The sequence below is a fragment of the Streptomyces sp. NPDC057950 genome, from assembly GCF_042887295.1.
GTDB classification, from domain to species: Bacteria; Actinomycetota; Actinomycetes; order Streptomycetales; family Streptomycetaceae; genus Streptomyces; species Streptomyces kaempferi.
The window spans coordinates 514,182-527,087 of record NZ_JBHVPP010000002.1 but is presented as its reverse complement, the minus strand read 5'-3'; the positions used below and the strand labels follow the sequence as shown (position 1 = coordinate 527,087).

9 protein-coding genes and 1 riboswitch are annotated in these 12,906 nt (G+C 72.8%); all 9 genes read left to right on the top strand.

Annotated features, from left to right (window positions below):
* The first annotated feature begins 129 nt into the window (after nucleotides 1-129).
* A complete protein-coding gene (locus ACFVTC_RS06560; RefSeq protein WP_390124568.1) occupies nucleotides 130-1,371 on the top strand; it encodes an anion permease in 1,242 nt (413 codons plus the stop codon).
* Nucleotides 1,372-1,383: 12 nt separating this feature from the next.
* A complete protein-coding gene (locus ACFVTC_RS06555) occupies nucleotides 1,384-1,608 on the top strand; it encodes a hypothetical protein (protein ID WP_153291313.1) in 225 nt (74 codons plus the stop codon).
* A 173-nt stretch (nucleotides 1,609-1,781) separates the two neighbouring features.
* Nucleotides 1,782-1,925, top strand: a riboswitch (cobalamin riboswitch).
* Nucleotides 1,926-2,030: 105 nt separating this feature from the next.
* Entirely contained in the window at nucleotides 2,031-3,002 is a 972-nt protein-coding gene (locus ACFVTC_RS06550; RefSeq protein WP_390124566.1) for a cobalamin biosynthesis protein, read from the top strand.
* A complete protein-coding gene (locus tag ACFVTC_RS06545; protein WP_390124564.1) occupies nucleotides 2,999-4,507 on the top strand; it encodes a cobyric acid synthase in 1,509 nt (502 codons plus the stop codon). The genes ACFVTC_RS06550 and ACFVTC_RS06545 overlap by 4 nt, the downstream gene beginning before the upstream one ends.
* On the top strand, nucleotides 4,504-8,157 hold the full coding sequence (gene cobN, locus ACFVTC_RS06540) for a cobaltochelatase subunit CobN (RefSeq protein WP_390124562.1): 3,654 nt from the start codon (nucleotides 4,504-4,506) through the stop codon (nucleotides 8,155-8,157). Before ACFVTC_RS06545 ends, cobN begins: the two co-directional genes overlap by 4 nt.
* On the top strand, nucleotides 8,154-10,187 hold the full coding sequence (locus ACFVTC_RS06535; RefSeq protein ID WP_390124560.1) for a putative cobaltochelatase: 2,034 nt from the start codon (nucleotides 8,154-8,156) through the stop codon (nucleotides 10,185-10,187). The genes cobN and ACFVTC_RS06535 overlap by 4 nt, the downstream gene beginning before the upstream one ends.
* Nucleotides 10,187-10,795: a cob(I)yrinic acid a,c-diamide adenosyltransferase gene (gene cobO, locus ACFVTC_RS06530; protein WP_390124558.1), complete on the top strand. Its 609-nt coding sequence runs from the start codon at nucleotides 10,187-10,189 to the stop codon at nucleotides 10,793-10,795. The genes ACFVTC_RS06535 and cobO overlap by 1 nt, the downstream gene beginning before the upstream one ends.
* Nucleotides 10,789-12,171, top strand: coding sequence for a cobyrinate a,c-diamide synthase (locus ACFVTC_RS06525; RefSeq protein WP_390124555.1), 1,383 nt, complete (start codon nucleotides 10,789-10,791; stop codon nucleotides 12,169-12,171). The genes cobO and ACFVTC_RS06525 overlap by 7 nt, the downstream gene beginning before the upstream one ends.
* Nucleotides 12,168-12,899: a precorrin-2 C(20)-methyltransferase gene (gene cobI / locus ACFVTC_RS06520; RefSeq protein ID WP_390124553.1), complete on the top strand. Its 732-nt coding sequence runs from the start codon at nucleotides 12,168-12,170 to the stop codon at nucleotides 12,897-12,899. Before ACFVTC_RS06525 ends, cobI begins: the two co-directional genes overlap by 4 nt.
* Nucleotides 12,900-12,906 lie beyond the last annotated feature (7 nt).

Below are 12,906 nucleotides of genomic sequence, written 5' to 3'. Positions count from 1 at the left end.
TCCACACCGGCACAAACGGAGGGGCGATCCATGGTTCGATACACCCCTAAGCCTGCCTCAGTTCATCTTCCGTTCACTCAGGTTGCCTACGGTCCACGTGCCACTGACGTCAAACAGAAGCCTGGGTAAATGGAACACATCACGCTCCTCCTCGGAATCGTGATCGTCACCGCTCTCGTGTTCGATTTCACGAACGGTTTCCACGACACTGCCAACGCGATGGCGACGACCATCTCGACCGGCGCTCTGAAGCCCAAGACGGCGGTGGCCATGTCCGCCGTGCTGAATCTCGTCGGTGCGTTCCTCTCGGTGGAGGTCGCCAAGACGATCTCCGGCGGACTCATCAACGAAGAGGGCATACGTACCGAAGTGATCTTCGCGGCGCTCGTCGGCGCCATCCTCTGGAATCTGCTGACCTGGCTCCTGGGTCTGCCCTCCAGTTCCTCCCACGCACTGTTCGGCGGTCTGATCGGCGCCGCGGTCATGTCGGCCGGCTGGTCGTCGGTGAACGGCTCGACCGTCGTCACCAAGGTGCTGCTCCCCGCGGTCGCCGCGCCCATCGTGGCCGGACTCGCCGCGATGCTGGCCACCCGGCTGACGTACCGGATCAGCGACCGCGCCGGCCAGAAGGCGACCGCCAAGGGCTACCGCGCGGGCCAGATCGCCTCGGCCGGTCTGGTCTCGCTGGCGCACGGCACGAACGACGCCCAGAAGACGATGGGCATCATCACCCTCGCCCTGGTCACCGGTGGTGTGATCGCCCCCGGCTCGAACCCTCCCACCTGGGTCATCGTCTCGGCCGGTACCGCCATCGCGCTCGGCACCTACCTGGGCGGCTGGCGCATCATCCGCACGATGGGCAAGGGCCTGACCGACCTGGCCCCGCAGCAGGGCTTCGCCGCCCAGACCAGCGCCGCGACGGCCATCCTGGCCTCCTCGCACATCGGCTTCTCCCTCTCCACCACCCAGGTCTGCTCCGGTGCCGTGATGGGCTCGGGCCTCGGCCGCAAGGGCGGTGTCGTCCGCTGGTCGACCGCGACCCGGATGTTCGTCGCCTGGGGCCTGACCCTGCCGGCCGCCGGACTGGCCGGTGCCGCCGCCGAGTTCCTGACCAAGCAGGGCACCTGGGGCATCGTCCTCACCGGCGCGCTGCTGGTCGCCGGCGCCGGCGCCATCTGGACGCTGTCCCGCCGCCAGCCGGTCACCATCGACAACGTCAACGACGCCGCCGAGCCGGCCGGCGTCGTCACCACCGCGATGGCCGCGGTCACCCCGCCGCCCGCGGGCCCCGTCACCGGAGACCTGTCCGGCGATCTGAAGACCACCATCCCGTCCCCGGACGCGGAGCCCACCCGCCCGGCCACGGTGTAAGGACAGAACAGCATGAACATCGACTGGGCAGCCCTCGGCTCCGTCTTCGGAGTCAGCCTCGTGGTCACCGTGGCCCTCGTCGGCCTCTTCACCCTCGGCATCGTCGGCCTCACCAAGCGCGAGTCCGCGTCCGCCCAGGGCGGTTCGGCCGCTCTCGCGGTCACCGGCGCGTACGTCTGCTTCGCCGCGTGCGCGGCGGCGGTCGCCTACGGGATCTATCTCATCGTCGGCAAGTGACCGCGCCCCGGCAAACAGCCTGAAACGGGCAGCACTTCACGTGGGGTGCGGGACGGATCGCCGTCCCGCACCCCACGCGCATGCCGTGCCGCACCCCCCGCACACGTCCTCCCCCGCCCCTCGCCATGTGGGCCTTCGCACACTCTCCCCCCGCAGGTCAACGGCAAGTTGACGGGTCCTGCAACCCGTGGTGGACTGCCGGAGCCAAGTACGGCGACAGAAGAGGAAGCCGGTGTGAATCCGGCGCGGTCCCGCCACTGTGACCGGGGAAGGAACTCCCCGGGAGCCAGGAACTCTCACCGCCGGTCTCGTCGAACCAGGGCGCGGACACCCTGAGTGAGGACATATCGCCATGCGCGGCTGCCCGTTGCGGGTCTTGATGAGTACGAGGGTTCCACTTCACCCCACGGCGGGCTGACCCCGTGCGTGCCGATCGCGTCTTCGCGTACGGCGCCGCCACCGGCCTCCTCGGCGACCTGCTGCTCGGCGATCCCCGCCGGGGCCATCCGGTCGCCGCGTTCGGGCGGACCGCGGGCGCCGTGGAGCGGATGCTGTGGCGCGACCACCGCGGCTGGGGAGCGCTGCACACCACCGTCTGCGTCGGCGGCGCCGGTGTGCTCGCCGCGCTGGCGAGCCGTGGCGTACGCCGTTCCCGTACCGCCTCCGTCGCCCTGACCGCCGCCGCCACGTGGGCCGTCGTCGGGGGCACCTCCCTCGGGCGCGAGGCGCGGGCGATCGGTGCCGCGCTCGGCGCCGATGACGTCGAGGCCGCCCGAGCGCGGCTGCCGCACCTGTGCGGGCGCGACCCCCTGGCACTGGACCGCGACGGCATCGCGCGCGCCGTCGTGGAGTCCGTCGCCGAGAACACCTCCGACGCCGTGGTGGGCGCCCTGGTGTGGGGAGCCGTCGGCGGTGTGCCCGGACTGGTCGCGTTCCGCGCCGTGAACACGCTCGATGCGATGGTCGGACACAGATCCGCCAGGTACCTGCGCTACGGCTGGGCCTCCGCGCGCCTCGACGACGTCGCGGGCTGGCCGGGAGCACGGCTGACCGCGGCGCTCGCCGCCGTCGCCGGCGACGACCCGCGCGGGGCCGTGCGCGCCTGGCGCACCGACGCCCGCCGGCATCCGAGCCCCAACGCCGGTCCCGTGGAAGCCTCGTTCGCCGGATCACTCGGGGTACGGCTCGGCGGGACCCTCTCGTACGCCGGCCGGATCGAGCACCGGCCCGTCCTCAACGACGGCGGGCGCGCCGTGCGCGTCGGCGACATCGAACGGGCCGTGCGGCTGTCGCGGCGCGTCGGCTGGCTCGCCCTCGGCGTGAGTGCCGCGGGACGGCTGCTGGCCGGGCGGCTGCTCGCCAACGGACCACTCACGAAGGGGCGTACGACATGAGCGGCGGTCTCCTCGTCGCCGGAACCACCTCCGACGCCGGCAAGAGCGTCGTGACCGCCGGGATCTGCCGGTGGCTGGTGCGGCAGGGCGTCAAGGTCGCGCCCTTCAAGGCGCAGAACATGTCCCTGAACTCCTTCGTGACCCGCGAGGGCGCCGAGATCGGGCGCGCCCAGGCCATGCAGGCGCAGGCCGCCCGGGTGGAACCGACCGCGCTCATGAACCCCGTGCTGCTCAAGCCGGGCAGCGACCGGAGCAGTCAGGTCGTGCTCATGGGCAGGCCGGTGGGCGAGATGACGGCCCGCGGCTACCACGGCGGTAGGCAGCGACAGCTCCTGGGCACCGTGCTGGACTGCCTCGCCGAGTTGCGGGGCACGTATGACGCGGTGATCTGTGAGGGGGCCGGCAGTCCTGCCGAGATCAATCTGCGGCGGACCGACATCGTGAACATGGGGATCGCGCGCAACGCGCGGCTGCCCGTGCTCGTCGTCGGCGACATCGACCGCGGCGGCGTGTTCGCCTCGTTCTTCGGGACGGTCGCGCTCCTGTCCCGCGAGGACCAGCAGTTCGTCGCCGGGTTCCTGGTCAACAAGTTCCGCGGCGACGTGTCCCTGCTGGAGCCCGGACTCGACATGCTGAAGGACCTCACCGGACGCCGTACGTACGGGGTCCTGCCCTTCCGGCACGGCCTCGGGATCGACGAGGAGGACGGCCTGCGCGTGTCGCTGCGCGGTGCCGTGCGGGAGTCGGCGGTCGCCGGGCCCGTCGACGAGGACGTCCTGCGCGTCGCGGTCTGCGCGGTCCCGCTGATGTCCAACTTCACGGACGTGGACGCGCTGGCCGCCGAACCCGGCGTCGTCGTGCGGTTCGTGGACCGGGCCGCGGAACTGGCCGACGCGGACCTGGTCGTCGTGCCGGGGACCCGGGGCACCGTGAGGGCGCTGGCGTGGCTGCGCGAGCGGGGCCTCGCGGACGCGCTCGCCCGGCGGGCCGCCGAGGGCCGCCCGGTGCTGGGGATCTGCGGCGGCTTCCAGCTCCTCGGGGACCACATCGAGGACGAGGTCGAGTCACGGGCCGGGCATGTCGACGGGCTCGGACTCCTCCCCGTCCGGGTGCGGTTCGCTCACGAGAAGACCCTCACCCGCCCGGCCGGCGAGGCACTCGGGGAACACGTCGAGGGGTACGAGATCCATCACGGCGTCGCCGAGGTGACCGGTGGCGAGCCCTTCCTGGACGGGTGCCGGGTGGGTGCCGTCTGGGGTACCCACTGGCACGGCTCGCTGGAGTCGGACGGCTTCCGGCGTGCCTTCCTGCGCGAGGTGGCGGCCGCCGCGGGCCGCCGCTTCGTACCGGCCGCCGACACGTCGTTCGGGGCGCTGCGCGAGGAGCAGCTGGACCGGCTCGGCGATCTGATCGAGGAACACGCGGACACGGACGCGCTGTGGCGGCTCATCGAGTCCGGCGCGCCGCAAGGACTGCCTTTCATTCCACCGGGAGCGCCCGCATGAGCACAGTGTTGTTGTTGTCGACCGCCGACACCGATCTGCTGGCGGCCCGTGCCTCCGGCGCCGCCTACCGGATCGGCAACCCGACCCGGGTGGACGTCACGGACGAACTCCCCGCGCTCGTCGAGGGCGCCGACCTCGCCGTCGTACGGCTCCTCGGCGGCAAGCGGGCCTGGGAGGACGGCCTGGCCTTCCTGAAGGCGTCCGGTGTCCCCACCGTGCTGCTCGGCGGCGAGAGCGTCCCCGACGCCGAGCTGATGGCCGATTCGTCGGTGCCGGCCGGTGTGGTGGCCGAGGCGCTGCGCTATCTGGTCGAGGGCGGCCCCGGGAACCTCACCGAACTGGCCCGGTTCCTCTCCGACACCGTGCTGCTCACCGGCGAGGGCTTCGAGGAGCCGCGCAAGATGCCCGAGTTCGGCGTCCACGGCGAGCGTGCCTTCGTCGAGGGCCGTCCGACCGTCGGTGTGCTCTTCTACCGCGCCCACCAGCTGGCCGGCAACACGGCCTTCGTCGACACGCTGTGCGACGCGGTCGAGGCGCGCGGCGCCAACGCCCTCGCGGTGTACTGCGGTTCGCTGCGCGGCGCCGACAGCGGGCTGTACGACATCCTCGGCAGGACCGACGCGCTGGTCGCCACCGTGCTCGCGGCGGGTGGCACGCACGCCTCGGAGGCGTCCGCGGGCGGCGACGACGAGGCCTGGGACATCGGCGCCCTCGCCGACCTCGACGTCCCCGTGCTGCAGGGGCTCTGTCTGACCTCGTCCAAGCGGGCCTGGGACGAGTCGGACGCCGCCCTCTCCCCCATGGACGCGGCGATGCAGGTCGCCATCCCGGAGTTCGACGGGCGGCTCATCACCGTGCCGTTCTCCTTCAAGGAGCAGGGCCCCGACGACGTCCCGGTGTACGTGGCCGATCCCGAACGGGCCGCGCGCGTCGCCGGAATCGCGGTACGGCACGCCCGGTTGAAGCACAAGCCGAACGCGGAGAAGAAGCTCGCGCTCGTCTTCACCGCGTACCCGACCAAGCACTCCCGGGTCGGCAACGCGGTGGGCCTGGACACGCCCGCGTCCGCCGTACGGGTGCTGGACGCGCTGCGGGACGCCGGGTACTCCCTCACCGAATACCCGGACAACGGCGACGAGTTGATCCACCGTCTCATCGCCGCCGGCGGCCACGACGTCGAGTGGCTCACCGAGGAACAACTGGCCACCGCACCGGCGCGGGTACCGCTCGCCGACTACCGGGCGTGGTTCGACCGGCTCGACCCCGGGCTGCGGGACGGCATGCTGGAGGCGTGGGGCGAACCGCCGGGCAACCTGTACGTGGACGGCGACGACATCGTCCTGGCGTCCCTGCGGTTCGGGAACGTCGTCGTGATGATCCAGCCGCCCCGCGGCTTCGGCGAGAACCCGATCGCGATCTACCACGACCCGGACATGCCGCCGTCGCACCACTACATGGCGGCCTACCGCTGGCTGGAGAACAGTTTCGGCGCGGACGCCGTCGTGCACATGGGCAAGCACGGCACGATGGAGTGGCTGCCCGGCAAGGGACTGGGGCTCAGCAGTGGCTGCGCGCCCGACGCCGTGCTCGGTGAACTCCCGCTCGTCTACCCCTTCATCGTCAACGACCCGGGCGAGGGCACCCAGGCCAAGCGGCGCGGGCACGCCACCGTCGTCGACCACCTGGTGCCGCCGATGGCGCGCGCCGACACCTACGGCGACCTCGCCAAGCTGGAGCAGCTCCTCGACGAGTACGCCCTCGTCTCCGACCTGGACCCGACGAAGGCCCCGGCGGTCCGCGCGCAGATCTGGACGCTCGTCAAGGCGGCCGAGCTCCATCACGACCTGCACGTCGACGACCAGCCGGACGACGGCGACTTCGACGCGTTCGTGATGCACATCGACGGCTATCTCTGCGAGATCAAGGACGTGCAGATCAGGGACGGCCTGCACGTCCTGGGCGGTGGCCCGGAGGCCGAACCGCGCGTCAACCTGGTCCTGGCGGTGCTGCGGGCCTCCCAGGTGTGGGGTGGCGCCGCGAACGCGCTGCCGGGTCTGCGGGCCGCTCTCGCCGCGCACTTCGGGCTGTCCGAGAAGGACCTGCTGAGCGAGCCCGGCGCGCCGGTGAAGGTGCCGGTGGAACTGACGGACCTCGTCGGGGGACCGGCGCGGACGGGCGCCGACGCGATCGACCTGCTGGAGCAGCTGTGCCGCCGCGCGGCCGAGGGCATGGAGGAACGCGGCTGGGACGGCGCGGCCGTGCCCGCTCTGTTGCGCGAGGTGCTGGGCACCGAACTCCCTGACGCCGTCGCGGTGCTGGAGTTCGCCTGCCGCGAGGTCGTGCCGCGGCTGGCCCGGACGACGGACGAGATCACCCACATCCTGCGGGCCCTGGACGGCGGTTACGTCCCGGCCGGTCCGTCGGGCTCGCCGACCCGCGGTCTGGTGAACGTCCTGCCGACCGGCCGCAACTTCTACTCGGTCGACCCCAAGGCGATTCCCTCCAGGCTGAGTTGGGAGGTCGGGCAGTCGCTCGCCGACTCGCTGGTGCAGCGATATCTGCAGGACACCGGCGAGTACCCGAAGTCCGTCGGTCTGACGGTCTGGGGCACGTCCGCGATGCGCACCCAGGGCGACGACATCGCGGAGATCCTGGCGCTGCTGGGCTGCCGTCCGGTCTGGGACGACGCCTCGCGCCGGGTGACCGGTTTCGAGATCGTCCCCCCCGAGGAACTGGGCCGCCCCCGCATCGACGTCACGGTGCGCATCTCCGGCTTCTTCCGGGACGCGTTCCCGCACGTGGTCGGTCTCATCGACGACGCGGTGCGGGCGGTGGCGGAGCTGGACGAGCCGGCCGACCTCAACCACATCCGCGCGCACGCCGACGAGGACACCGCCGAACACGGCGACCGGCGGCGCGCCACCTCGCGCATCTTCGGCTCCAAGCCGGGTGCCTACGGGGCCGGCCTGCTGCCGCTGATCGACGCCCGCAACTGGCGCTCCGACGCGGACCTCGCCGAGGTGTACGCGGTGTGGGGCGGCTACGCCTACGGGCGCGGGCTGGACGGCCGGGCGGCGCGCGGTGACATGGAGACCGCGTTCCGGCGCATCGCGGTGGCGGCCAAGAACGTCGACACCCGCGAGCACGACCTCGTCGACGCGGACGACTACTTCCAGTACCACGGCGGCATGGTGGCCATGGTGCGCCATCTGACGGGCGCGAGCCCGGAGGCGTACGTCGGTGACTCGGCCGTGCCCGACCAGGTGAAGACCCGCACCCTCGGGGAGGAGACGCACCGTGTCTTCCGCGCCCGGGTGGTCAACCCGCGCTGGATGGCGGCGATGCGCCGGCACGGCTACAAGGGCGCCTTCGAGATGGCGGCGACCGTCGACTACCTCTTCGGCTACGACGCCACCGCCGGGGTCGTGGACGACTGGATGTACGAGAAGCTCAGCGCGGAGTACGTCTTCGACGCGGAGAACCAGGACTTCATGAAGAAGTCCAACCCGTGGGCGCTGCGCGGCATCACCGAACGGCTCCTGGAGGCCGCCGACCGGGGGCTGTGGGCCGAGCCGGACGCGGACACCCTGGAGCGGCTGCGCGCCACCTATCTGGAGCTCGAAGGCGACTTGGAGGGCGACGACCAGTGAGTACCCCGTTCCCGTTCACGGCCGTGGTCGGCCAGGACGACCTGCGGCTCGCGCTGCTGCTGAACGCCGTCTCACCCGCGGTGGGCGGTGTGCTGGTCCGCGGGGAGAAGGGCACCGCCAAGTCCACCGCCGTGCGCGCGCTGTCCGTGCTGATGCCGGAGGTGGACGTCGTCTCCGGGTGCCGCTTCTCGTGCGATCCGGACGCGCCGGACCCCGCGTGCCCGGACGGGCCGCACGACGGCGGCCCGTACCTGTCGCGGCCGGCCCGTACGGTCGAGTTGCCCGTCGGCGCCTCCGAGGACCGGCTCGTCGGCGCGCTCGACATCGAGCGGGCGCTCGCGGAGGGCGTGAAGGCCTTCGAGCCCGGCCTGCTGGCCGACGCGCACCGCGGGATCCTGTACGTGGACGAGGTCAACCTCCTCCACGACCACCTGGTCGACCTGCTGCTGGACGCGGCGGCGATGGGTGCCTCGTACGTCGAGCGGGAGGGCGTCTCGGTCCGGCACGCGGCCCGCTTCCTGCTGGTCGGGACCATGAACCCCGAAGAGGGCGAGCTGCGGCCGCAGTTGCTCGACCGGTTCGGGCTGACCGTCGAGGTCGCGGCCTCCCGGGAGCCCGACCAGCGGGTCGAGGTCGTCCGGCGCAGGCTCGCCTACGACGACGATCCGGACGGTTTCGCGGCGCGGTGGGCCGACGAGGAGTCCGCGGTACGGGCGCGGATCGCGGCGGCGCGGCGGCTGTTGCCGTCGGTGCGCCTCGGGGACCCGGCACTGCGGCAGATCGCGGCGACCTGTGCCGCGTTCGAGGTGGACGGGATGCGGGCCGACATCGTGATGGCCCGGACCGCGACCGCGCTGGCCGCCTGGGCGGGGCGCACCGAGGTGCTGCCCGAGGACGTACGGCAGGCGGCGCTGCTCGCGCTGCCGCACCGGCGTCGGCGCAACCCCTTCGACGCTCCGGGTCTCGACGAGGACAAACTCGACGAGACGCTGGAGGAGTTCGGCGGTTCCGACGACGATCCGCGGCCCGACCCCGACACGGATCCCGACCCCGACCCCGACCCCGACGGTCCCGGTGGGGGCGGGCGGCCGCCGCAGGACGGGCCGGAGGGCGACGCCCCCTCAGGTGACGTCCCGGCACAGGGCGAGCCCTCGCAGGACGGAAAGGCGCCGGCCGGGCAGGGCGCCGGCGAGCAGTCCCCGGTGCGGGCCGCCGAACCCTTCCGGACGAAGGTGCTGAGCGTGCCCGGTCTCGGCGAGGGCGCGGCCGGCCGGCGTTCCCGGGCGCGGACCGAGCACGGCCGGACGACGGGCTCGCGGCGCCCCCGGGGCACGCTCACCAAGCTGCACCTGGCGGCGACCGTACAGGCGGCGGCGCCGCACCAGCGGGCGCGGGGACGCTCGGGTCCCGGTCTGGTCGTACGACGGGACGATCTTCGCCAGGCCACCCGTGAGGGGCGCGAGGGCAATCTCGTGCTGTTCGTGGTGGACGCCTCCGGATCGATGGCGGCGCGGCAGCGGATGGGTGCCGTGAAGGGTGCGGTGCTGTCCCTGCTGCTCGACGCCTACCAGCGGCGGGACAAGGTCGGTCTGGTGACCTTCCGCGGCTCCGCCGCCGAGGTCGCGCTGCCGCCCACCTCCTCGGTGGACGCGGCCGCGGCGCGGCTGGAGTCGCTGCCCACGGGCGGGCGGACGCCGCTCGCGGCCGGGCTGCTGCGCGCGCACGAGGTGCTGCGGGTCGAGCGGCTGCGGGACGCGGCACGCCGGCCGCTGGTCGTCGTGGTGACCGACGGACGCGCCACGGGCGGGCCCGAGCCGGTCGCGCTCGCGGGGCGCGCGGCACGGCTGTTCGCGGCCGGCCAAGTGGCCTCCGTGGTCGTGGACTGCGAGGCGGGGCCGGTGCGGCTCGGGCTCGCGGGGCGGCTCGCGGACGAACTGGGCGGGACGGCGGTGACGCTGGACGAGCTGCGCGCGGATTCCATCGCCGGGCTCGTGCGCGATGTGCAGGGAACTTCGAGGAGGGCCGCGTAATGCCGCAGGGGCAGCCGAGTGTCGTACCGGACGACGGACTGACGACGCGTCAGCGGCGCAACCGGCCGCTGCTCGTGGTGCACACGGGCGTGGGCAAGGGGAAGTCCACCGCCGCTTTCGGGCTCGCGCTGCGCGCCTGGAACCAGGGGTGGCCCATCGGGGTGTTCCAGTTCGTCAAGTCGGCGAAGTGGAAGGTCGGCGAGGAGAACGCGCTGCGGGTGCTGGGCGCCAGCGGTGAGGGCGGGTCCGTCGACTGGCACAAGATGGGCGAGGGCTGGTCCTGGGTGCAGCGCGGCCTCCAGGGCGACAACTCGACCAACGAGGAGAAGGCCCGGGAGGGCTGGGAGCAGGTCAAGCGGGACCTCGCGGCCGAGACGTACCGGCTGTACGTCCTCGACGAGTTCGCGTACCCCATGCACTGGGGGTGGGTGGACGTGGACGAGGTGGTCTCGGTGCTGCGGGACCGGCCCGGTACCCAGCATGTGGTGATCACCGGACGCAACGCCCCCGAGAAGCTGGTCGAAGCCGCCGATCTCGTCACCGACATGTCGAAGGTCAAGCATCCGATGGACGCCGGCCAGAAGGGCCAGAGGGGCATCGAGTGGTGACGTCCGTCCCCCGGCTGGTCATCGCCGCGCCCTCCTCGGGCAGCGGCAAGACCACCGTCGCCGCCGGGCTGATGGCGGCCTTCACCGCGCGGGGGCTCGCCGTGTCCCCGCACAAGGTGGGGCCCGACTACATCGACCCCGGGTACCACGCGCTCGCGACCGGACGTGCGGGGCGGAACCTCGACGCGTACCTGTGCGGTACGGAGTTGATCGCGCCGCTGTTCGCGCACGGGGCGCGGGGATGCGATCTCGCCGTCGTCGAGGGTGTGATGGGCCTGTACGACGGAGCGGCCGGGCAGGGCGACCTGGCGTCCACGGCGCAGGTGGCGAAGCTGCTGCGGGCGCCGGTGGTGCTGGTGGTCGACGCCTCGTCGCAGTCACGGTCCGTGGCCGCGCTGGTGCACGGGTTCGCCTCCTGGGATCCCGGGGTGCGGGTCGCGGGGGTGATCCTCAACAAGGTGGGGTCCGACCGGCACGAGGAGATGCTGCGGGAGGCGCTGGACGCGTCCGGGGTGCCGGTGCTCGGAGTGCTGCGGCGCGCTCCGCAGGTGGACACACCGTCCCGGCACCTGGGACTGGTGCCCGTCGCCGAGCGGCGCGCGGACGCCGTGGACGCCGTGCGGGCCATGGCCGAGCAGGTGCGGCAGGGGTGCGATCTGGACGCGTTGTTCGCGTTGGCGCGTGGTGCGGGTGAGTTGACCGATGCGGCTTGGAACGCCACCGAGGCGGTCGTCTCGTCGCCCCCGCCGTCCCTTTCCCCCGCCCCGAGGGGGCCGAGGGTCGTCGCCCTCGCCGGTGGCCCCGCTTTCACCTTCTCCTATACCGAGCACGCCGAGCTGCTCACCGCCGCCGGGGCCGACGTGGTCACCTTCGATCCGCTTCGTGACGAGCAACTGCCGGAGGGAACGGGCGGGTTGGTGATCGGCGGGGGCTTCCCCGAGGTGTACGCGCCCGAGTTGTCCGCCAACGAGCCGTTGCGCAAGGCCGTGGCCGGGCTGGCGTCCGGCGGCGCGCCCGTCGCCGCCGAGTGCGCCGGTCTGCTGTATCTCTCGCGCGAGCTCGACGGACAGCCGATGTGCGGGGTGCTCGACGTCACGGCCCGGATGGACGAGCGGCTCACCCTGGGCTACCGGGACGCCGTGGCCGTGTCCGACAGCGTGCTCGCCGCGGCCGGTACCCGGATGCGCGGGCACGAGTTCCACCGGACGGTCGTGGAGCCCGGCGCCGGCGCGGCTCCCGCCTGGGGGGTGCGCGCCCCGCGTCCGCGCGTCGAGGGTTTCGTACAACAAGGTGTGCACGCGAGTTATCTGCACACGCACTGGGCGTCCGTACCCGGTGTCGCCCGTCGGTTCGTGGAGAGGTGCCTGACGTCATGAGCGGCAAGCTGATCGGAGTCGGCGTAGGCCCCGGAGACCCGGAGCTGGTGACCGTCAAGGGCGTCAACGCGCTGCGTGCCGCCGAGGTGGTCGTGGTGCCCGTCATGGACACCGGGGAACGCGGGCGCGCCGAGGCGACCGTCCTGCACTACGTGGCCGCGGAGAAGGTCCTGCGGATCGTGTTCGCGCTCAACGAGCGGACCGACCGGGCGCGCCGGGATGCCGCCTGGGACGCCGCGGGCGCGCGGGTCGCGGAGCTGCTGGAGCGGCACACGACCGTCGCCTTCGCGACCATCGGCGACCCCAACGTGTACTCGACCTTCACCTATCTCGCGCACACCATCGGCGCGCTCGTCCCGGGGACGGAGATCGAGACCGTGCCCGGCATCACCGCCATGCAGGACCTCGCCGCCCGCTCGGGGGCCGTGCTCACGGAGGGGACCGAGCCGCTCACCCTGGTACCGGTGACGGCCGGGGCCGCCGTGCTCAAGGACGCCCTGAGCGGGCCCGGCACGGTCGTCGCGTACAAGTTCGGACGGCAGGCGCACGAGGTGGCCCGCGCGTTGCGGGAGACCGGGCGGATCGACGACGCGGTGTGGGGTTCGGCGCTCGGTCTGGAGGGCGAGTCCATCCGGCCCGCCGCCGACCTGGGCGGCGAGCCGCTGCCGTACCTCTCCACGCTCATCGCGCCCGCCCGGCGGGACGGCGGACGCGGCGGGAAACTGTGAGCGACGA